Source organism: Cryobacterium sandaracinum (genome assembly GCF_004403415.1).
In the GTDB taxonomy this organism is placed as follows: domain Bacteria; phylum Actinomycetota; class Actinomycetes; order Actinomycetales; family Microbacteriaceae; genus Cryobacterium; species Cryobacterium sandaracinum.
The window spans coordinates 111195-133143 of record NZ_SOGO01000035.1 but is presented as its reverse complement, the minus strand read 5'-3'; the positions used below and the strand labels follow the sequence as shown (position 1 = coordinate 133143).

The 21949-nt window shown below is 66.8% G+C and carries 18 protein-coding genes and 2 pseudogenes; 14 read left to right on the top strand and 6 right to left on the bottom strand.

Annotated elements, in window-relative coordinates:
- Positions 1–372 carry a glycine cleavage system protein GcvH gene (gcvH, locus tag E3T25_RS17090; protein ID WP_104100875.1) on the top strand — a complete coding sequence of 124 codons (372 nt, stop codon included), beginning with the start codon at positions 1–3 and terminating at the stop codon, positions 370–372.
- Positions 373–400: 28 nt separating this feature from the next.
- On the top strand, positions 401–3361 hold the full coding sequence (gene gcvP, locus E3T25_RS13145; protein WP_134374712.1) for an aminomethyl-transferring glycine dehydrogenase: 2961 nt from the start codon (positions 401–403) through the stop codon (positions 3359–3361).
- 116 nt (positions 3362–3477) lie between these two features.
- On the opposite strand, the gene E3T25_RS13140 is transcribed toward gcvP, so the two are convergent.
- Complete coding sequence (locus E3T25_RS13140) at positions 3478–4191, bottom strand: CPBP family intramembrane glutamic endopeptidase (protein ID WP_134374760.1); 714 nt, start codon at positions 4189–4191, stop codon at positions 3478–3480.
- Positions 4192–4244: 53 nt separating this feature from the next.
- Positions 4245–4631: a thiol-disulfide oxidoreductase DCC family protein gene (locus E3T25_RS13135; RefSeq protein WP_241977339.1), complete on the bottom strand. Its 387-nt coding sequence runs from the start codon at positions 4629–4631 to the stop codon at positions 4245–4247.
- Positions 4632–4861: 230 nt separating this feature from the next.
- Between E3T25_RS13135 and E3T25_RS13130 the strand changes: the two genes are divergently transcribed.
- From E3T25_RS13130 to E3T25_RS13095, 8 genes are all read left to right on the top strand, one after another.
- Positions 4862–6472 carry a peptide ABC transporter substrate-binding protein gene (locus E3T25_RS13130; protein ID WP_104100878.1) on the top strand — a complete coding sequence of 537 codons (1611 nt, stop codon included), beginning with the start codon at positions 4862–4864 and terminating at the stop codon, positions 6470–6472.
- 138 nt (positions 6473–6610) lie between these two features.
- Positions 6611–7540: an ABC transporter permease gene (locus tag E3T25_RS13125; protein WP_104100879.1), complete on the top strand. Its 930-nt coding sequence runs from the start codon at positions 6611–6613 to the stop codon at positions 7538–7540.
- Positions 7530–8477 (top strand): ABC transporter permease, encoded by a 948-nt coding sequence (locus tag E3T25_RS13120; protein WP_104100880.1) that lies wholly within the window; start codon positions 7530–7532, stop codon positions 8475–8477. Before E3T25_RS13125 ends, E3T25_RS13120 begins: the two co-directional genes overlap by 11 nt.
- Positions 8474–10222 (top strand): dipeptide ABC transporter ATP-binding protein, encoded by a 1749-nt coding sequence (locus E3T25_RS13115; RefSeq protein WP_134374710.1) that lies wholly within the window; start codon positions 8474–8476, stop codon positions 10220–10222. The genes E3T25_RS13120 and E3T25_RS13115 overlap by 4 nt, the downstream gene beginning before the upstream one ends.
- A 94-nt stretch (positions 10223–10316) precedes the next feature.
- The gene (locus tag E3T25_RS13110) at positions 10317–10547 is read left to right on the top strand and encodes a hypothetical protein (protein WP_134342332.1); all 231 of its coding nucleotides are present in this window, start codon (positions 10317–10319) and stop codon (positions 10545–10547) included.
- Between the two features lie 330 nt (positions 10548–10877).
- A complete protein-coding gene (locus E3T25_RS13105; protein ID WP_134374708.1) occupies positions 10878–11591 on the top strand; it encodes an ABC transporter substrate-binding protein in 714 nt (237 codons plus the stop codon).
- Between the two features lie 168 nt (positions 11592–11759).
- Positions 11760–13670: a translational GTPase TypA gene (typA, locus tag E3T25_RS13100; RefSeq protein WP_134342334.1), complete on the top strand. Its 1911-nt coding sequence runs from the start codon at positions 11760–11762 to the stop codon at positions 13668–13670.
- 134 nt (positions 13671–13804) lie between these two features.
- Positions 13805–14245, top strand: a complete 441-nt coding sequence (locus E3T25_RS13095; RefSeq protein ID WP_134374706.1) for a hypothetical protein — start codon at positions 13805–13807, stop codon at positions 14243–14245.
- A 300-nt stretch (positions 14246–14545) separates the two neighbouring features.
- On the opposite strand, the pseudogene E3T25_RS13090 reads toward E3T25_RS13095, so the two are convergent.
- The 3 genes and pseudogenes from E3T25_RS13090 to E3T25_RS13080 all read right to left on the bottom strand — a co-directional run bounded on the left by E3T25_RS13090 (position 14546) and on the right by E3T25_RS13080 (position 16572).
- Positions 14546–15150, bottom strand: a pseudogene (locus tag E3T25_RS13090) (Dyp-type peroxidase).
- Positions 15151–15389: 239 nt separating this feature from the next.
- Positions 15390–16067: pseudogene (locus E3T25_RS13085) on the bottom strand (imelysin family protein).
- Positions 16068–16173: 106 nt separating this feature from the next.
- Complete coding sequence (locus E3T25_RS13080; RefSeq protein WP_338145481.1) at positions 16174–16572, bottom strand: FTR1 family protein; 399 nt, start codon at positions 16570–16572, stop codon at positions 16174–16176.
- Between the two features lie 139 nt (positions 16573–16711).
- Here E3T25_RS13080 and E3T25_RS13075 point away from each other — a divergent pair, with 139 nt between their 5' ends.
- From E3T25_RS13075 to E3T25_RS13060, 4 genes are all read left to right on the top strand, one after another.
- Positions 16712–17704, top strand: a complete 993-nt coding sequence (locus E3T25_RS13075) for a PIG-L deacetylase family protein (protein WP_134374702.1) — start codon at positions 16712–16714, stop codon at positions 17702–17704.
- Between the two features lie 34 nt (positions 17705–17738).
- A complete protein-coding gene (gene fdxA / locus E3T25_RS13070) occupies positions 17739–18056 on the top strand; it encodes a ferredoxin (protein WP_104099174.1) in 318 nt (105 codons plus the stop codon).
- A 7-nt stretch (positions 18057–18063) separates the two neighbouring features.
- Entirely contained in the window at positions 18064–19167 is a 1104-nt protein-coding gene (gene dapC, locus E3T25_RS13065) for a succinyldiaminopimelate transaminase (protein ID WP_134374700.1), read from the top strand.
- Positions 19168–19406: 239 nt separating this feature from the next.
- Entirely contained in the window at positions 19407–20687 is a 1281-nt protein-coding gene (locus tag E3T25_RS13060; protein WP_369827911.1) for a citrate synthase, read from the top strand.
- Between the two features lie 277 nt (positions 20688–20964).
- Here E3T25_RS13060 and dapD read toward each other — a convergent pair whose 3' ends face one another.
- Positions 20965–21945 carry a 2,3,4,5-tetrahydropyridine-2,6-dicarboxylate N-succinyltransferase gene (dapD, locus tag E3T25_RS13055; protein WP_134342338.1) on the bottom strand — a complete coding sequence of 327 codons (981 nt, stop codon included), beginning with the start codon at positions 21943–21945 and terminating at the stop codon, positions 20965–20967.
- Between the last annotated feature and the right edge of the window lie 4 nt (positions 21946–21949).

Below are 21949 nucleotides of genomic sequence, written 5' to 3'. Positions count from 1 at the left end.
ATGGCCGAACAGTCTGAACTCCAGTACACCGCCGAGCACGAGTGGGTTCTCGTCGACGGCGACACCGCCACCGTCGGCATCACCGCCTACGCCGCCGACAAGCTCGGCGACGTCGTCTTCGTCGAGTTGCCAGCCGTCGGCAGCGATGTCGCCGGCGGCACCGTCGTCGGCGAGATCGAGTCCACCAAGTCGGTCGGCGAGCTCTTCGCCCCCGTCACGGGCACCGTCGCCGAGACCAACGACGCCGTCGTCGAGAGCCCCGAGCTCGTCAACAGCGACCCGTTCGGCGCCGGCTGGCTGCTCAAGGTCACGTTCGCGGAGTTGCCTCCTCTCCTCAGTTACGCCGACTACTCCGCCCTCATCGGCGAGTAACGAAAACGAAAAGCCAGGTTCCGCACACATGTCACAGCCCTTCACTCAGCGCCACATCGGCACGGATGCCGACGCGCAGTCCCGCATGCTGTCGATCCTCGGTTACGACTCGGTCGACGCCCTCGTCAACGCGGCCGTGCCCGAATCGATCCAGGTGGACCAGTTCCGCACCATCGGTGATAGCACCCTGCCGCCCGCCGCCACCGAGCGGGAGGCCATCGCGGAGTTGCGGGACCTCGCCGGCCGCAACACCGTGAAGCGGTCCATGATTGGTCTCGGCTACTACGACACCGTCACCCCGGCCGTGATCAAGCGCAATGTGTTCGAGAATCCCAGCTGGTACACGGCCTACACTCCGTACCAACCCGAAATCTCCCAGGGCCGTCTTGAAGCGCTGATCAACTTCCAGACCATGATCGCCGACCTGACCGGACTCTCCACGGCCAACGCGTCCATGCTCGACGAGTCGACCGCCGTGGTGGAGGGCATGCTCCTCACCCGTCGGGCGTCGAAGTCGAAGTCGACCCGTTTCCTCGTCGACGCCGACGCGCTGCCGCAGACGAAGGCCTTGCTGGGCAATCGCGCGGCCGCCGTCGGGATCGACCTCGTGGAGGTCGACCTGGCTGGGTCCGCTGAGGACCTCGGCGAGTACTTCGGTCTCTTCGTGCAGTACCCCGGCGCATCCGGCCGGGTCTGGAACCCGGCCGGCGTTATCGCCGCCGCCCAGGCGCAGGGGGCGCTCGTCGTCGTCGCCGCCGACCTGCTCGCCCTGACCCTGATCACCTCGCCCGGCGAGCTCGGCGCCGACGTGGCCGTGGGCACCAGCCAGCGCTTCGGCGTGCCGATGGGCTTCGGCGGTCCGCACGCGGGTTACATGGCCGTGCGCAGTGGCCTCGAGCGTCAGCTTCCCGGCCGCCTGGTCGGCGTCAGCGTTGACGCGGCCGGCCACCCGGCCTACCGCCTGTCGCTGCAAGTGCGTGAGCAGCACATCCGTCGGGACAAGGCCACCTCGAACATCTGCACCGCCCAGGTGCTGCTGGCCGTCATGGCCGGCATGTACGCGGTCTACCACGGGCCCGACGGCCTGCGGAAGATCGCCGCCCAGGTGCACGAGCGCGCCGGGCAACTCGTCGTCGCTCTCCTCGCCGCCGGTGTCGACGTTGTCACCGCGACGTTCTTCGACACGGTCCGTGCCTCCGTTCCGGGCCGCGCCGCCGAGATCACCCAGGCCGCCTCCGCCAGCGGGGTCAACCTCTACCTGGTCGACGCGGACACCGTCGGCATCGCCGTCGACGAGACGACGACTCTCGCGGATCTCGCCCTGGTCGTCGGCGCGTTCGGCGGGCGGGATGCCTTCGGCCTGGTGGACTTCAGCATGGTCGAGGCCGGCCTTCCGCCCGAACTTCATCGCACCAGCGAGTTCCTCACCCACCCGGTGTTCAACACGCACCGCTCGGAGACGAGCATGATGCGCTATCTCAAGCGCCTCGGCGACTTCGACTACGCGCTCGACCGCGGCATGATCCCGCTCGGCTCCTGCACCATGAAGCTGAACGCGGCCACCGAGATGGAGGCCGTCAGCTGGCCCGAGTTCGGCGGGCTGCACCCGTTCGCGCCGCGTGCCGACATCGAGGGCTACCTGGAACTGATCCGGCAGCTCGAATCCTGGCTGACGGATGTCACCGGCTACGACTCCGTGTCCCTCCAGCCCAACGCCGGCAGCCAGGGTGAACTCGCCGGGCTCCTCGCGATCCGCGGCTACCACCTCTCCACCGGGGATACCCAGCGCACGGTTTGCCTGATCCCGTCCAGCGCGCACGGCACCAACGCGGCATCCGCCGTGCTGGCCGGCATGAAGGTCGTCGTCGTCGCCTGCGACGAGCTCGGCAACGTCGACCTGGAGGACCTGCGCGCCAAGATCGCGAAGCACGCCGAGAACCTCGCCGCGTTGATGATCACCTACCCGTCGACGCACGGCGTCTACGAGCACGAGGTCGGCGCCATCTGCACGGCCGTGCACGACGCCGGCGGCCAGGTCTACGTCGACGGCGCCAACCTGAACGCCCTGCTCGGTTTCGCCCGTTACGGCGACTTCGGCGGCGACGTGTCGCACCTGAACCTGCACAAGACGTTCTGCATCCCGCACGGCGGCGGCGGGCCGGGCGTCGGTCCGGTCGGGGCCAAGGCGCACCTCGCTCCGTTCCTGCCGGGGCATCCCCTCGCTCAGAGCGACGAGCACTACCTCCTCGCCTCCGGCGATGCGGCGGCGGTCGACGGCGGTGTCGATGAAAGTGGCGGCACGGTCGGCGGCACGGTGGGCGGCACGGTGGGCGGCACGGTCGTGCACTCCGGCGGGCCGGTCTCGGCGGCGCCGTACGGCAGCCCGAGCATTTTACCGATCTCCTGGGCCTATGTGCGCATGATGGGGGCCGAGGGTCTGCACGCGGCCACCGGCGCCGCGGTTCTCGCGGCCAACTATGTGGCCAAGCGCCTCGAGGCTCACTACCCGGTGCTGTATTCCGGTGACAACGGCTTGGTCGCACATGAGTGCATCCTCGATCTACGCCCGCTCACCGAGGCCACCGGGGTCAGCGTCGATGATGTGGCCAAGCGCCTCGTCGACTACGGCTTCCACGCGCCGACCATGAGCTTTCCGGTGTCCGGTACGCTCATGATCGAGCCCACCGAGAGTGAAGACCTGGGCGAGATCGACCGGTTCGTCGAGGCCATGATCGCGATCAAGGCCGAAGCGGATGCCGTAGCCGCCGGCCGCTGGCCTGCCGAGGACAACCCGCTGCACAATGCCCCGCACACTGCACAGTCGGTGATCGAGGGGGAGTGGACGCACGCCTACGACCGTGAGACCGCGGTCTACCCGGTGCGCAGTCTCATCCGTGGCAAGTACTGGCCGCCGGTGCGCCGCATCGACAACGCCTTCGGTGACCGCAACCTCGTCTGCGCCTGCCCGCCCCCCGAGGCCTTCGAGTAGACCGCCACTCCCTAACGAATTCGACGGAGATTTCGCCTGTCCGGCCAGGTTTTGGCCCGATTCGCGCCATTCTCGGCAAAATCTCCGTCGAATTCGCAGGCCGGCCGGCCGGCAGGTCAGGCAGCGGGGGCGAGGAGCCCCGGCCACCAGGTGAGGGCGAGCGGGTACCCGACGAAGGAGACGATGTCGAGGATCCAGTGCGCAATCACGAGCGGCATTGTGCGTCCCCAACGCAGATAGCACCAGCCGAACAGCACCCCCATGGCCGCATTGCCGAAGAACGGCCCGATGCCCTGGTAGAGATGGTAGCTGCCGCGCAGAAGCGCCGAGGACACGATGATGGTCCAGGTGGACCAACCCAGCTCGCGCAGCCGGGTAAACAGGTAGCCGACCACAATCAGCTCCTCGACCAGTGCCGAGCGCAACGCCGAGAGCACCAGGATCGGGATCGTCCACCAGAACGTGTCGAGCGGCGACGGCACGATCGCCACGGTGAAGCCGAGGGACCGCCCGGCGAGGTAGAGCCCCAGTCCGGGGATACCGATCACGAGCACCAGCCCGAAACCGCGCATTAGGTCGCACCCCGGCTGCGTGAAGTTGAAGCCCAGCCGCCGGAACGGACTCTGCCCCGGCAGCCACAGCAGGTAGAGCACCAGGGCCACGGCGAACAGGGCGAAGAAGATGCTCAGGAACTGATAGCTGAAGTCGAGCCATTCCCGCGGCGACTGCGACCCGTTCAGGGTCGCCGACTGCTCCGAGAGCGGCCGGGCGTCGGTCAGCCGGGCGATGATCGAAATGATCGAGTAGAGCGCGGATGCCCCGAGCGACATTCCGAGGACGATCCCCACCTCCCAGCGGAGCCCGGTTCGATTGCCGCGCAGAGTCACGCGCCCGGCTTCATCCGGCAGGCCGGTGTTCCCCCGGGCAGCCGGTGGCGGTACCGCGCCACGAGCCGGTAGCCCACTTCGGCCGCCCACGACCACGGCGGCACGGTGCCGAGCCAGCCCAAGACGCGCATGAGCACATTCGGCTGGTGCCGAAGCAGGGCGGCCACGGCCGCGGCGCCGCCGAACCGGTGGTCGTCGACGATCAGCCAAACCCGGGACTGGGCATCCTTCGTCGTCAGCGCATAGGACGTCAGGTCGGTCCACTGGTAGGGAGCGGAAGCCGGCATGCCGGGAATCAGACGCTTCATGGTGTTCACGGAGGTCGTGCAGAACGCGCAGTCGCCGTCGAAGATCAACAGCGGAGGGCGTGCGTGGGCGGTCACGATCATCCTCCCATCTTCCCACTGCCCGGAACGTGCAGGTTGCTGAATTCGGTGGACGGATTGCGCGCAAGAACCTGCTGTGGCGCAACTATCCTGCGCAGTTTGTTTCGCATCTGTAACGTTTCCCCAATAGATTATGCGAAGTCCGCGCCCACTCTTTAAGGTCGGTATATCCGAGATGTCTGCTCGCCTGAGGGTCACGCGGCATTTCCCTGTGCACTGGAGGAAAATTGAAAATCAGGAGACTGGGCATACCTGCCATCGCCTTGGCTGCCGCGGGAGCCCTCGTGCTCTCCGGTTGCGCCAGCGGAGACGCCCCGGCAGAGAGTGACACCGCGGCGATCATCACCACGAACGGATCCGAGCCGCAGAACCCGCTGGTCCCGACGAACACCACCGAGACCGGAGGCGGCAAGATCACCACCTCGATCTTCGCCGGGCTCGTCTCGTACAACGCCAAAGGCGAGATCGAGAACGAGGTCGCCAAGTCGATCGAGTCCGACGACGCCCAGAACTGGACCGTCACGCTCAACGACGGCTGGGAGTTCACCGACGGCGAGGCCGTCACGGCTGACTCCTTCGTGGACGCCTGGAACTTCGGAGCGAAGTTCAGCAACGCTCAGAGCGCCTCTTACTTCTTTGACAACATCGCCGGCTTCAGCTACGACGCTGACGCCGAACTGACCGGTCTGAAGGTTGTCGACGAATCCACCTTCACGGTCGAGCTGGCCTCGCCCGAGGCCGACTGGCCGCTGCGCCTGGGCTACACGGCGTTCATGCCGCTGCCCTCCGCCGCGTATGAGGACATGGAAGCCTTCGGCGAGAACCCGATCGGCAACGGCCCGTACATGCTGGCCAAAGAGGGCGCCTGGGAGCACGAGGTCGGAATCGACCTCGTCACCAACCCCGAGTACGACGGCGTGCGCAAGCCCGCCAATGGTGGCCTGAACATCGTCTTCTACGCCTCGATGGACGCCGCGTACGCGGATGTCCAGGGTGGCAACCTCGACGTGCTCGACGCCGTCCCGGACGCCGCGTTCGAGTCCTACGAGTCGGACTTCCCGGACCGCTTCGTGAACCAGCCGGCCGCCATCTTCCAGGGCTTCAACATGCCGTACTACCTCGAGCACTGGAGTGGTGAGGAGGGCAAGCTGCGACGCGCCGCCATCTCGATGTCGATCGACCGCAAGGAAATCACGGACGTCATCTTCCAGGGCACGCGCACCCCTGCGACCGACTTCACTTCGCCGGTCATCGACGGTTACTCCGATTCCCTCAAGGGTGCCGAAGTCCTCGAATACAACCCGAAAGAAGCCAAGGCCAAGTGGGCCGAAGCCGACGCGATCGCACCTTACACCGGCACGTTCGACCTCGCCTACAACTCCGACGGCGGCCATGCCGCCTGGGTCGACGCGGTGACCAACAGCATCAAGAACACGTTGGGCATCGAAGCCATCGGCAAGCCGTACCCGACGTTCGCTGCGGCGCTCGACGACCGTTCCGCCGACAAGCTGACCGGTGGAACCCGCGCCGGCTGGCAGGGTGACTACCCGTCGCTGTACAACTTCCTCGCTCCGCTGTACCAGACCGGTGCCGGCTCGAACTACGAGGACTACACCAGCGAAGAGTTCGACGCGCTGCTCAAGGAAGGCGCAGCCGCGTCCTCCGTCGAGGACGCCACCGCGAAGTACCAGGAAGCACAGGAAGTCCTCCTCGCCGACCTTCCCACGATCCCGCTCTGGTACTCCAACGTCAGTGGCGTCTGGTCCGAGTCGGTCGAGAACGTCGTCTTCGGCTGGGACTCCGTGCCGATGTACACCGACATCACCAAGAGCGAGTAGCTCTCGTTCAACCAGCTCGTCAGCAGTAAACAGATAACACGTGTGGGGTTCGGGGCATACAGCCCCGGACCCCACACGTGACTAGACTCAACCAGTGATTGTGAATTTCATGTACATACGTTCCGGCTTGGGGACCTGATGATCTGGTATACCGGCAAACGCCTGCTCCAGATGATCCCGGTGTTTTTCGGTGCGACACTCCTGATCTACTTCATGGTGTTCTCTCTTCCCGGAGACCCCATCGCGGCCCTGTACGGCGATCGGCCCCCGGCTCCTGGAGTGATCGAGCAGATCCGCGCCCAGTACAACCTGGACAAGCCATTCATCGTGCAGTACTTCATCTACATCGGCAACTTCTTTCAGGGTGACCTTGGCACCACCTACTCCGGCCGCCCGGTCAGCGACGTGATGGCGAAGGCCTTCCCGATCACCGCCCGTCTGGCCCTGCTCGCGCTGGCCATAGAAGCCATCTTCGGCATCCTCGTCGGTCTCGTCGCTGGGCTCCGCAAGGGCAAGCTCTTCGACACCAGCGCCCTCGTGGTCAGCCTCCTCCTGATCAGCGTCCCCACGTTCGTGATCGGTTTCGTGCTGCAATACGTCTTCGCGGTGAAGCTCGGCTGGGCGCGCACCACGGTGAGCAGCGAAGCTCCCCTGAGTGAACTGCTGCTGCCGGCCCTTGTTCTGGCCTCCGTCTCCTTCGCCTACATTGTGCGGCTCACCCGGGCCAGTGTCTCCGACAACCTCAGTGCGGATTTCGTGCGCACCGCCACAGCAAAGGGGCTCTCCCGCCGCCGGGTGGTGGGCGTGCACGTGTTGCGCAACTCCCTGGTCCCGGTCGTCACCTTCCTCGGCGTCGACCTCGGCTCACTGATGGTCGGTGCCATCGTCACCGAGGGCATCTTCAACATCAACGGCGTCGGCGGCACCGTCTATAAGGCGATCAAGCTCGGCGAAGGACCCACCGTGGTGTCGTTCATCGCGGTGATGGTCGTGATCTTCGTGCTGGCCAACCTGCTCGTCGACCTCCTCTACGCAGCTCTGGACCCGAGGATTCGTTATGCCAAATAAGAACCCGAACGCGCAGACCCACTACGTGGCCGCGCTCGAAGAAACCCCGGTCGAAGTCGTCGACCGCCTCGATGAATCGCAGAAGGCCCGCAGCACCTGGGCGGATGCCTGGGACGCCATGCGCGTACGGCCCACCTTCTGGATCTCTTCGGCCCTGATCCTCCTGATCGTTATCGTCGCACTGTTCCCGAGCCTGTTCGCCCAGGTGTCGCCCACCGAGTGCGACCTCGGCGACAGCCACGCTGGTCCGGGAGACGGACATCCGCTCGGCTACACCCGTCAGGGCTGCGACATCTACGCGCGAATCATCTTCGGCACGCAGGCCTCGGTCACCGTCGGCCTGCTCGCCACGATCCTGGTGACCTTCACGGGAATCATCGTCGGCGCGCTCGCCGGTTACTACGGTGGCGTGCTCGACTCAATCGTCTCCCGCATCGGCGACATCTTCTTCGCCGTCCCCACCGTGCTGGGCGCGATCGTGCTCATGTCGGTCCTGCCGGAGCGAACCCCCGTCACCATCGCACTCGTGCTGTCGCTTTTCGCCTGGCCGCAGATCGCGAGAATCATGCGCGGCGCGGTACTCTCCGCCCGCAACTCGGACTACGTCACGGCGTCCGTCGCCCTGGGCGTCAGCAAATTCCGGATTCTGCTGCGCCACGTCGTGCCGAACTCGATCGCCCCCGTGATCGTGATCGCCACCGTCTCGCTGGGCACGTTCATCGTGGCCGAGGCCACCCTGTCGTTCCTCGGCATCGGCCTCCCGCCGGGCATCATGTCCTGGGGTAACGACATCGACGCGGCGAAGAGTTCGCTCCGCACCAACCCGCAGGTGCTGCTCTACCCTGCGGCGGCACTGTCCGTGACCGTCCTCGCGTTCCTCATGCTGGGCGACGTCGTGCGCGACGCCCTCGACCCCGAAGCGAGGGCCCGCCGATGAGCCAGACCGTCATCGAATCCATCGGCGAGAGCGCCGTCGTTTCCACCGAGCCTCTGCTCCAGATCCGCGACCTCGAGGTCGGTTTTCAGACCCAGCACGGCCTCGTCCCCGCCGTGCGGGGGGTCAGCCTCACCCTGTATGCCGGTCAGACGCTGGCGATCGTGGGGGAGTCCGGCTCGGGCAAGACCACGACCGCACAGGCCATCATCAAGCTCCTCGCCGGTACCGGCAAGATTACGGCCGGACAGATCCTGTTCGAGGGCCGCGACCTCGCCGGGCTGTCGGACAAACAGATGCAGGATGTGCGCGGTCGCCTGATCGGCTACGTGCCGCAGGACCCGATGAGCAACCTGAACCCCGTCTGGAACATCGGCTTCCAGGTTGAGGAGGCCATCAGGGCAAACAACGTGGCTCAGGGCAAGGCGGCGCGTCAGCGCACCATCCAGGTGCTGCAGGAGGCGGGCCTCAGCGACGCGGAGGACCGCCTCAAGCAGTTCCCGCACCAGTTCTCCGGCGGCATGCGCCAGCGTGTTCTGATCGGCATCGGCCTGTCCGCCCGGCCGAAGCTCCTGATCGCCGACGAGCCCACCTCGGCGCTCGACGTCACGGTGCAGCGTCAGATCCTGGACCACCTCGGCACCCTCACCCGCGACTACGGCACCTCGGTGCTGTTCATCACCCACGACCTCGGCCTCGCGGCCGAGCGGGCCGAGCAGCTCGTCGTGATGTACAAGGGCAAGGTCGTCGAATCCGGGCCGTCGCTGGAGATCCTCGCCAACCCGCAGCATCCCTATACCCAGCGCCTTGTGGCCGCGGCTCCGAGCCTCGCGTCGCGCCGCATCCAGTCGGCCAAGAGCCAGGATGCGGACGACGTGGAGATCTTCTCCGGTGGATCGCTCGACACGACCCTCGTGGCCCGTGCGGCCGAGCGGGAGCAGGCGGCGGCGACGCAGGACCTGATCAAGGTGCAGAACATCTCCAAGATGTACCGCATCCGCACCAAGGGTCTGAGGTACAACGAGCTGCTGGCCGTCAACGACGTCTCCTTCGCCATCAAGAAGGGCACCACCACGGCGCTCGTCGGCGAATCCGGGTCGGGCAAGTCGACGGTGGCCAAGCTCATCCTGCAGTTGGAGAGCATCACCAGCGGGCAGATCGAATTCGACGGCCAGGATGTCGCCGGGCTCAAGGGTGCGGCGCTGCTCAAGTTCCGGCGTCGCGTTCAGCCGGTCTTCCAGGACCCGTACGGTTCCCTGGACCCGCAGTACAACGTGGGCAACACGATCGCGGAGCCCCTGCTGGCCCACAAGTTCGGCAACGCCGCGGAGCGGCAGGCCCGCGTGCGCGAGTTGCTTGACCAGGTCTCCCTTCCCTGGGCCACCCGGTACCGGTACCCGAGCGAACTGTCCGGTGGGCAGCGCCAGCGCATCGCCGTGGCGCGCGCCCTGGCGCTCAAGCCGGACGTGCTCGTGCTCGACGAGGCGGTCTCCGCCCTCGACGTGCTCGTGCAGGGACAGATCCTCAACCTGCTCACCGAGCTGCAGACTGAACTGGGCCTGACCTACCTGTTCATCACGCATGACCTCGCGGTCGTGCGGCTCGTCGCCGACAACGTCTGCGTCATGCAGAAGGGCAAGATCGTCGAGACCGCGTCCACGGACGAGGTCTTCGACAGTCCTCGCGAGGCCTACACCCAGGAGCTGCTCGCGGCCATTCCCGGTGGCAACTTCCAGTTTGGCCGCTGACCGGGTTCCGGGTGCTTCGGCACCAGTCGTCGTGGTGACCCGATCGGGCGAACGCCTCGTGTGCTGGGGTGCACCGTCCGCTGTCCGGTCGTCGGTGGCGACTTCGCCGGAGACCTCTCGGGCGGCCGGGCAGGTGCGGGAGGCCAGCGGGCGGATCACCGGGTCGTCCGCGCACCGGGCCATCCGCGGCTTCTGGGACCGGCACGAGGCTCCGCAGCGCGCCGGGGAGCGAGTGGTGCGCCGCTGGCATCGACGGTCGTTCCTGGTCGGCGCCGTGCTCGTCCTCGGGCCGGCCGTTCAGCTGGCGTGGTCGTCGCTGGCCTGAATTTTCTGGTTGCGCCTGAGCTTTGCTCCAGGACAGATCGTGTTCTTGCGCATTGTGCCCTCAAAGTGTCAAAACTGTTACATTTTCCGTCTTAAAGTGCCCCAGACTGGCATCTGGGGCAGAGTCGCTTCACGCAGGCATAGGCTCTCCCCTCAAGCACACGAGAGCAGTTCCTTCCCCCGGTATCCCGGCGGGGGGAACGATGGGGGAGTCTTCATGGTTTCGCATCGTTGTACGCAGATCGTCGCCGTTCCCGGCACCCTGGTCTGATCCGAGCTCAACCCGGCCGCGGTCTGGGAAGAGCGCACTCCGATCACGTACAAGGACTACGTGGCCACCTGGACGGCCATGAACGGCACCAACGAGAAGTATTCCCTAGCCTCCACGGCCATCTTCGACCAGATCAGCGCGATCGAATCCACCGGAACCGAATTCGATTTCACGGTCACGTTCGACTCGATCAACGCCGACTGGGCGTCGATCTTCACGAGCGTGCTGCCGGCCAGCGGCGCATCGGCAGCCACGTCGTTCGGCAACTCCGAAACCGACCTGCTCCACATCTCGTCGAACGCCGATGCCGACCAGAGGGCTGAGAAGCGCGCGGATGCCGAGATCCAGGCATTCGGTGGCCTCACCTGGACCCACGTCACCATGAACGGCTCGAAGGGCCCGCTCGCGGACGTCGAACTGCGGCGCGCCATCGGCCACGCCGTCAACCGCGGTCTCATCTCCGAGTCGGTCAACACGCCGGTAGGCGTCGACGCCACCACCCAGGGCAGCTTCATCTTTATGCCGGGTCAAAAGGGATATGAAGACAACGTGGGCGACGCAATCGGCTACGACGTGGCCAACACGGAGCTCGACACAGACAAGCGCATCGTCATCGCCGACGAGATCAACACGGTCCTCGCCGCGTACGTGCCCATCATCCCGATCGTGCCGCTGCCGAACGTGTACGCCGTGAAGTCCGGCCTCGTCAACCACAGGGCCACCCAGTGGCGGACACACCCGCAACACAGCACGGAGGACGGGACGGGGACTTGAGCCCTCCGCCCCGTTTTTCGTGCTCCGAGTCGGGATCCGAGGGACTCTCAGCCCCCGGACGGGGAGAGTGCGGTAGGATTGTCCGTTGGGTCGGACTTTGACCACACACATCCATTCTTCGTCGCATGCGGTACTTTGCGGCATCCATTCTTCGTAAGGATTTACTTCATGGCGATTGCCACGCGCAATAACCTCCGAAATGTCGCGATCGTAGCCCACGTTGACCACGGCAAGACCACGCTGGTCGACGCGATGCTCCAGCAGACCAACTCGTTCGCCGAGCACTCACACACCGAAGAGCGCGCCATGGACTCGAATGAACTCGAGCGCGAAAAGGGCATCACCATCCTCGCCAAGAACACGGCGATCTCCTACAAGGGCATCCACGCCAAGGATGGCCCCATCACCATCAACGTGATCGACACCCCCGGCCACGCCGACTTCGGCGGTGAGGTCGAGCGCGGCCTCTCCATGGTCGACGGTGTTGTGCTTCTCGTCGACGCCAGTGAGGGTCCGCTGCCGCAGACCCGCTTCGTGCTGCGCAAGGCGCTCGAGGCCCACCTGCCCGTCATTCTCCTGGTGAACAAAACTGACCGTCCCGATGCTCGCATCGACGAGGTCGTCGAGGAAAGCCAGGACCTGCTCCTCGGCCTCGCCAGCGACATGGCCGACGATGTGCCCGACCTCGACCTCGACCTGGTTCTCAACGTGCCCGTCGTCTACGCGTCCGGCCGTAACGGGTCCGCCAGCCTCAACCGTCCCGAGAACGGCCAGCTGCCCGACAACGAAGACCTCGAGCCGCTCTTCGCAGCGATCCTCGAGCACATTCCGGCGCCGGTCTACGACGACCAGCACCCGCTGCAGGCCTGGGTAACCAACCTCGACTCCTCGCCGTTCCTCGGCCGTCTCGCACTGTTGCGCATCTTCCAGGGCACCATCAAGAAGGGTCAGACGGTCGCCTGGATCAAGCACGACGGCACCATCGCAAATGTGCGTGTCACCGAGCTCATGATCACCAAGGCGCTCGACCGCTACCCAACCGAGAGCGCCGGCCCCGGCGACATCGTCGCTGTCGCCGGATTCGCCGACATCACCATCGGTGAGACCCTGGCCGACCCAGAGGACCCGCGCCCGCTGCCGACCATCACGGTCGACGACCCGGCCATCTCGATGACGATCGGCACCAACACCTCGCCGCTCATCGGCAAGGTCAAGGGCCACAAGCTCACCGCCCGCATGGTCAAGGACCGTCTCGACAAGGAGCTCGTCGGCAACGTCTCGCTCCGCGTTATCGACATCGGACGCCCGGATGCCTGGGAGGTCCAGGGCCGAGGCGAACTCGCCCTCGCCATCCTGGTGGAGCAGATGCGACGCGAAGGCTTCGAGCTCACCGTCGGCAAGCCGCAGGTCGTCGTCAAGCGCGTCGACGGCAAAATTCACGAGCCGTACGAGCACCTCACTATCGACTCGCCGGAAGAGTACCTCGGCGCGATCACCCAGCTGCTCGCCGCCCGCAAGGGACGCATGGAGAACATGGCGAACCACGGCACCGGCTGGGTCCGGATGGAATTCATCGTTCCGTCGCGTGGCCTGATCGGATTCCGCACCGAGTTCCTCACGGACACCCGCGGCACCGGTATCGCCAACGCCATCTTCCACGGCTACGAGGCCTGGGCCGGCACGATCACCACTCGTACCAACGGCTCGATCGTCGCCGACCGGTCCGGCGTGGTCACGCCGTTCGCGATCATCGCTCTGCAGGAGCGCATGTCGTTCTTTGTCAACCCGACCGAAGAGGTCTATGAGGGCATGGTCATCGGCGAGAACTCGCGCGCCGACGACATGGACGTGAACATCACCAAGGAAAAGAAACTGACCAATATGCGTCAGTCCACCTCCGACACGTTCGAATCGATGACCCCGTCCAAGCAGCTCACGCTCGAGCAGTGCCTCGAGTTCGCCCGTGAAGACGAATGCGTCGAGGTCACCCCGGCCGTCGTGCGCATCCGCAAGGTCGAGTTGGCCGCCTCGGCACGTCAGCGCAACGTCTCGCGTCTGAAAAAGCAGGACGCGAACTAACCGTCGCCACCGTGCGGCTGAGCGGCCGCGACGAGCGAAACCGTAGGGGTGCGGTTATGGTTTTCCATAGTGCTGCCCCTGCGGTTTCGCGCTTTTAAGCACGTGAACGATCGAACCGAAGGATGGGATCCCTGATGCAGTTGAACCGAGTACGTGTGCTCGTCGTGACCTTGGCCGTCGCGGGCGTGGCCCTGCTGTCCGGATGCTCCGGCGAGGCCGTCGGCTCCGCGGTCGACGGCGCGGTGAACGGGGCAACCGGAGGCGATGTCAGCCTGGGCGGGCAGTTGCCCGAGGGCTGGCCGGAAGAGATCCCCGTGATCGACGGGGATCTCGGTTTCGGGGCAGCGAACACCGCGGACGCCGGCCGGGGCTGGGTCGTCACCGTCACCACCAGCGCCGCGGACCCGCTGGCCGACGCCACGGCGATGCTCGAGGTTGCCGGTTTCAGCGCCGACAACGCCGCCACCGCGAACGTCGGCGATGCCGGCGTCGCGGCCCTGACGAACGAGACCTGGTCGGTGGTCGTCGCCGGCACTCCCGAGGGTGTGCTCTACACGGTGTCCCCGGCCGCCTAGCTGAGAACCAATTCGACGGAGATTCTTTCGAAAAACGACTGTTTTGTCGTGTTTGGGAGTGGTTCGGGCAAAATCTCCGTCGAATTCGTTCGGGCCGGAGTTGCTGCACCGGGTCAGGCCGACCGAAAGGCAGGCTCACTCAGCCGCGGGGGATCAGGCGAAGAGGGCGGCACCCGCGTAGGAGCCGCGGGCGGCCCCAAGCGGCCCCGGGCGGGACGGCGCAGAGGGCTGACCCGACGTGACGGATGTACTCGTTCGGAGCGTCGTGCCGGGCCAGGCGCACGTGCGCTGCCGCGCCGATCAGCGGCAGGTCTGCCCGGCCGGTGAGGGCGAAGTCCGGAGCGGTGAGGGCGAAGCCCGGAGCGGTGAAATCCCTGCCGCCCGACAACGGGGCACCCTCGCCTTCTTGCGGCCGAACACGGCCTCCTGCTCGCGCAGGATGGTGCGGTCCCAGGACTCGATGGTCATCCGGATGCGCCGGGCCACCAGATAGGAGCCGCCGGCCAGCCAGGCGGGCCCGTCTTCGGCGCCGATCCAGACATGGTCGGCGGCGGCATCCGGCTCCTCTGCCGTGATAATGGATGTGCCGTCCTTGAAACCGAAGTGGTTGCGCGGCGTGGCCTGCGCCGTACTCGTCGAGGAAGTGGGTCCGAACCCCAATTGAGACCAGCGGAAGGCCGCGCGCCCGAAGGCGATGCGGGAGAGGTTGCGGCTGGCGTGCACGGCCACCTGCGGGTCGTCCACGCAGGCCTGGATGCCGAGGTCGCCGCCACTCCGTCCCGGCTCGAGCCTGTCCCCGGGGAAGTGCGGCATTCGACCAGCTCGACCGGGCTCCGACTCCCGATGCCGAAACGGTCGGCGCCGTCGATGCTCTCGAACAGGCTCGGGCCGAACCCGAACGTGATCGTCAGCCCGGAGGCCGGCAGGCCGAGCGCCTCGCCGGTGTCCTCCGGGGTGCGTCGTAAGGGCCGCTGACGGCCCCGAAATCGCCGATGTCACGCCCCATAGCCATGGCGGCGGCGGCATCGGTCCGGTCGCGGAGCAGTCGACCAACCCGGACCTGATGGTGCCCGCGGAAACGTCGAACGCCGAGGCCGAGCAGCCCGCGACGTGACAGGCCGCGCGACTGCTGTTGCCCGGTCACCTAGAGCACCAGGGTTGCGGTCCGCTGGTTGAGCGGTTCGCCGAGGGCGTCCACCTGGTCGGCGAGGGCCTTGATCTCGGCCTCGCTCAGCTCGGTGTACGGGGTGAAGCCGTCGCCGACGCGCTGGGCGTCCAGCAGTGTCTGCAGCGCGGCGAACTCGGTGCCGAGGCTATCGGCGCGGGCGGCATCCTTGTCGCCCAGGATGTCCCGCACGCCGGCGTAGAGCACCGCGGCACCGTCGACGTTGGCCTGGAAGTCCCAGAGGTCGGTGTGCGATCAGAACTGCTCCTCGCCGGTGACCTTGCCGGTGGCGACCTTGCCGGTGGCGACCTCGTCGAGAAGGTCGATCGCGCCGTTGGTCTGCTGCGACAGCGTGCAGGAGAGGGTCTGCACTTCCTCGTTCAGGGTCGCGGTGTCCTGCATCAGGCGGTCGGCGAGGCGTCGGCGCTCCGCGGCCGGATAGGCGAGAAAACCGGCCTCGGCGTCGGCCGGCCAGAGGTCCTTCTCGATTGCGTGCCAGTCGGTGCCGGTGACCAGCTGGGCCACCTGATCGCGCACAGAGGAGGCGTCGTTGACGTTGGCGGTCTCGATCTGCGCCTCGAGGTCGTCGTCGACCGCGACGATCTGGTCGGAGGCGGTGACGATGAAGCCGGCCTTGCCGATCCCGTCACCGGTCATGCCGGGCTTGCAGGCGGTGACGTATTCGCCCGCGGCCAGCTGCATGACCAGGTCGCGGGTGAGTCCCTGACCGATGTTCTCGGCCTCGCCGTCGATGCGCAGGCCGTCATCGGCGAGCAGGTAGAACTCCGTGACCTGGTCGCCCGAGTTGGTGATGCTGAAGCTGAGGTTTCCGGCGGGGGCGGTCGATGCTGCACCGGAGTTGGCCGGACAGGTTGCGGGCTCGCGCCAGCATCCAGAACACCATCCAGGTCACGAGGCCCGTCGCCACGATCGACAGCACGCCGCCGATGGCCTCCTGGGACGTGAACGACAGGCCGTAGGTGCCGTTGGTGAGCTGCGCGCCGATGCCGAGCGCCAGCAGCACGGCGAGGCTGCATCCGGTCCGGATACGCCGGAGCACGTCCCGGCGGCCGACCTTCACGACGTAGGCCACGAGGATGGTCACGATGAGGGCGACTTCGAGGCCTTTACGGAGGCGGATCAGGTCATTGCGCGAGCACAAGGCTTCCTGGGTTTGTGGGAGAAGTTTGGTGAGGCTAACCTCAGTATCCTGACTCCAGCTTCGGTTCTGCGATCGTGTCCAGCTATCATTCATGCGCGGGTGTCCGCCCGTCCCAACTCCGTGGAGCTCAGCAATGGTCATGTCCGGCAGCGCAGAACGAGTCGTGTTCGTGCACGACCGGCCCGGTCAGGAATCCCTTTTGACCGGCGGAACCATCGCCCGGCTGCGGTCAGACGACGCCGAGGTCGTCGTTCTGTTCGGCTCCACGGACTCCCACTCCGCGGACGACTCCGACGTGCGCGCAGCCATGGCGGCGCTCGACGTAAGCGACTGGCGGATGCTGCCCGCGGCATCCGGGGCGCAGTCACTGGCCGAGGCCGTCGCCGACGTGCTCGCGGACGTGCACGCCACCGCGGTCGTGATCGGCGCCGACGACGACACCCTCCGCCGGGCGGCCGCCGGGGCCGCCGACAGCCTGAATGTGCCGGTCTTCGAGCACCGCCAGGTGACGGATGCCGTCGGCCAGCGGCTCGTCGCGATCGATGTGAGCGGCCAGGTCGACCAGAAGCTGCGCGCCCTCGCCGCGTATGCGCGCCGCTGGAGCGTTACCGACCACACCGTCGTGCCGGTCGAGTCGGTGGCCGCAGCCGACCCGGCCGACCCGGCCGACCCGGCGGACCGCCCGGTCACGATCGGTGGCACCGAGACCTTCCTGCGGCTGCCCCTGGCGCACGCTCCCGACCCGGACGCGACCCCCGGGCTGCTCAGCCGCGGCCTGGCCGCGGTCGTCGCCGTCCTGACCGGGGCCGCCTTCGGCGTGCTCGGCACGATCGCGCACCAGGCCACCCTCCCAATCGGGCCCGTGACGATCCCGATCGGGCTGATCCTGGCCCTGGCCGGAATCATGACGCTCCTGGCAGGTCTCCGGCTGATGCTGGGGGACCGCCTGGTCGTCTTTTCCTGCGCGATCGGCCTCCTCGGCACGATCTTCATCCTGTCTCTGCGCAGCACCGGCGGCTCTGTCCTGGTCCCCGAGGGGATTCCGGGTTTGCTCTGGACCGTCGTGCCGACCCTGGTGGCCACGATCGTGCTGGCCTGGCCACGAATCCCGGCCCGTCCGCGTTCGGCATAGACTAGATATTCGCTTGTGAAGGGAGCCCTCCAACGTGACATACGTCATTGCTCTGCCGTGCGTCGACGTGAAGGACCGCGCCTGCGTCGACGAGTGCCCGGTCGACTGCATCTACGAGGGTGACCGCTCGCTCTACATCCACCCCGACGAGTGCGTCGACTGCGGTGCCTGCGAACCGGTCTGCCCGGTCGAGGCCATCTACTACGAGGACGATGTGCCCGAGCAGTGGGCCGAGTACTACAAAGCCAACGTCGAGTTCTTCGACGACATCGGCTCGCCCGGCGGGGCGGCCAAGGTCGGCGTGATCCATAAGGACCACCCCATCATTGCCGTGCTGCCTCCCCAGGTCTGATTCAGCCATGCTGAAGCCGCTCCCCGACTACCCGTGGGACCAGATGGTCCCCTTCGCCGCCCGGGCCCGGGCCCATGCGGGCGGCATCGTCGATCTGTCGATCGGTTCGCCGGTGGACCCGACGCCCGAGGTCATCCGCCGAGCGCTGGCCCAGGCCACCGACGCCCACTCTTACCCGCAGACCGCCGGCACGCCGGAGCTGCGGCGGGCGATCATCGACTGGTACGAGCGCCGGCGCGGCGTCACCGGCCTCACCGAGAAGAACGTGCTGCCGACCATCGGGTCGAAGGAGATAGTGGCCCTGCTGCCCTTCATGCTCGGGTTCGGCGAGGGTGACATCATTGTGCATCCGCTTGCCGCGTACCCGACGTACAGCATCGGCGCGGCCATGGCCGGAGCGGACGCCCTCGCCGCCGACGACCCCGCCGACTGGCCCGAGACGACGAAGCTGGTGTGGCTGAACAGCCCGGGCAACCCGGATGGCCGGGTTCTCTCGGTCGACGCGCTGCGCACGGCCGTCGCGCGCGCCCGGGAACTCGGCGCGGTGATCGTCTCCGACGAGTGCTACGCCGAGCTCGGCTGGACCGACGGGTGGGATGCCCGGCCGACCCCGAGCATCCTGGACCCCCGCGTCATCGGGCAGGACCGGCACGATGTGCTCGCGCTCTACTCCTTGAGCAAGCAGTCGAACATGGCCGGCTACCGCGGCGCGTTCGCGGCCGGCTGCGCGGACCTGCTCGCCCGGGTGCTGACCGTGCGCAAGCATGCCGGCCTCATGCTTCCCGCGCCGCTGCAAGCCGCCATGGTGGCCGCGCTCGGCGACGACGAACACGTCATCGTGCAGCGTCGGCGCTACCAGGCGCGACGCGAGGTGCTGCTGCCCGCACTGGTGGCGGCGGGCTTCCGCATCACCCGCAGTGAGGCCGGGCTTTACCTCTGGGCGACCGAGGGGCGCCCCGCCTGGGAATCGATCGGGCGGCTCGCCGAGCGGGGTATCCTCGCCGGACCCGGTCCGTTCTACGGCGACGGCTACCCGAGACACGTGCGCTTCTCCCTCACCGCCACGGACGAACGCATCGCGGCGGCTGCGACTCGGTTGCACGCTGGCTAATGCCCCACTGTCGGGAAATGTCAACTCTCTCCAATGAAGAGTGGACATTCTTGGTGGATGCAACAGTAGGCGGTTGCGGCCATTAGGCTGTATCCGCGTTGACGTCTCCAGACACACCGGTGTGCTGTGGCCCATCGCCACAGACGGTCAGCCACCAGACGGTTAGGTAGTGATATCCAGTGACACTCAGTCAGACCCAGGGAGCCGCCGTGAGCGACATCGCCGAGCGAACGCCATCCATCGAACCCAAGCAGGCGACACTGTCGTTCCCCGGCGGATCCGCCGAGTTCCCGATCGTGCGCGGCACGGCCGGCGCCTCCGGCATCGATATCTCGACGCTGACCCGCAAATCGGGTCTGATCACCCTCGACTCCGGGTTTGTGAATACCGCGGCCACGCGGTCGGCGATCACGTTCATCGACGGCGAGAAGGGCATCCTGCGCTACCGGGGCTATCCGATCGAGCAGATCGCCCAGAACTCCAACTTCCTCGAGACCGCCTGGCTGTTGATTTACGGTTCCCTTCCTAGCGCGAGCGAACTCGAGGCCTTCGACACGCGCATCCGTCGACACACCCTGCTGCACGAAGACCTGCGCCGCCTCTTCGACGTGCTGCCGTACAACGCGCACCCGATGGCTGTGCTCTCCGCCGGCACCTCGGCGCTGGCCGCGTACTACCAGGATGCGCTCGAGCCCAACGATCCGGAGCAGGTCGAGCTGGCCACCGTGCACCTGCTCGCCAAGCTGCCCGTGATGGCGGCGTACGCCTACAAGAAGAGCATCGGCCAGGCATTCCTGTATCCCGACAACTCGCTCGGCTACGTGGACAACTTCCTTCGGCTGATCTTCGGCACACTCGCCGAGCCCTACGAGGTGAACCCGGTCGTCAGTAAGGCCCTCGAGCGCCTGCTGATGCTGCACGAGGACCACGAGCAGAACGCGTCGACCTCGACCGTTCGCCTGGTCGGCTCCACTGAGGCGAACCTGTTCGCGTCGGTCTCCGCGGGCATCAACGCGCTTTCCGGGCCTCTGCACGGCGGCGCCAACGAGGCCGTGCTCAAGATGCTGGGCGAGATCAAAGCATCCGGCGAAGGCGTCGAGAAGTTCGTTGAACGGGTCAAGAACAAAGAACAGGGCGTTCGCCTGATGGGCTTCGGCCACCGGGTGTACAAGAACTACGACCCGCGGGCGACCCTGGTCAAGGAGAGCGCCGACGAGGTGCTGGCCGCACTGGGCGTCAAGGACGACCTGCTGGACATCGCCAAGGAACTCGAACACATCGCGCTCAACGACGACTACTTCCGGGAGCGCAAGCTCTACCCGAACGTGGACTTCTACACCGGCGTCATTTACAAGGCGATGGGCTTCCCGACCAGCATGTTCACGGTGCTCTTCGCGATCGGCCGGTTGCCCGGCTGGGTGGCGCACTGGCGCGAGATGAACGAGGACCCCACGACCAAGATCGGTCGCCCGCAACAGCTCTACATCGGGTCGCCGGCCCGCGACTTTCCGCGCCGCTAGCCGCCGCGAGGCACCGCGCGCCCGCGCTGCCGGGATCGAACCAATTCGACGGAGATTCTGCCGAAAATGCCGGTTTCCGGCCTGTTTAGGGCGATTTCGAGCAGAATCTCCGTCGAATTCGTCAGGGACCTGGGGCTGTAGGCGGGCGGCGCCTCGGCGATGATGGTCGGGTGCGTCGTTCCCACGCCACTCTCTTGCGACTGGCAGCGTACTCAGCGGAGGCGCCGCCGTGCGGGTTGTTTCGGTCGCGCTCGAGCGTCGGACCGGCCGCCCGGCGTCAGGCGTGCAGCTGGGCGTTCAGCACGATGCCGGTGCCGGTGCGCGCCAGCACCTCGACCGCGCCCGAGACCGAGTTGCGGCGGAAAAGCAGGTTCGCGACCCCGGAGAGTTCGACGGCCTTCACCGACGGCGTCGTGCCGTCGGCAGTGCGCGGCTGGCCCGGCAGCAGCACCTTGGTGCCGGCGGTCACATAGAGCCCCGCCTCGACGACGCTGTCGGCGCCGATCGAGATGCCCACCCCGGAATTGGCCCCGAGCAGGGCCCGTTCGCCGATGGACACCCGTTCGGTACCGCCGCCGGAGAGCGTGCCCATGATGGAGGCACCGCCGCCGATGTCGGCGCCGTCACCCACGACGACACCCTGAGAGATCCTGCCCTCGACCATCGAGGTGCCGAGGGTACCGGCGTTGAAGTTGACGAAACCCTCGTGCATCACCGTGGTGCCGGGGGAGAGGTACGCCCCGAGACGCACCCGGGACGCGTCCGCGATCCGCACCCGGTCGGGCGTGACGTAGTTCAGTAGCGGTGGGAACTTGTCGATTCCGGTCGTCTGGATGCCGTGGCGCTGCAGGGCCGGCCGCAGTCGGGTGAAGTCGGCGGGCAGCATCGGGCCGGCATTCGTCCAGACCACGGCGGGCAGGTGGCCGAAGATGCCGTCGAGGTTGAGGGTGTTCGGGCGCACCAGCAGGTGCGACAGCAGGTGCAGGCGCAGGTAGGCATCCGACGTTCCGGCAGGCGCAGCGGTGAGGTCGATCTCGATCGTCACGGCCTCGATTCGCACCATTCGCCTCGGGTCCGCCCCGGCGAATTCCTCGAGTTCAGACGGCACGATCCAGCGGTCGCGGCCGGCCGGCAGGGTTCCGAGCCGAGGTTCGGGGAACCAGGTGTCCAGCACCGTGCCGTCGCCGGCGACGGTGGCGAGGCCGTAGCCCCACGCGTTCGAGGGGGAAACGGATGTCGGGGGCACGGCGGAGGTCATGGCT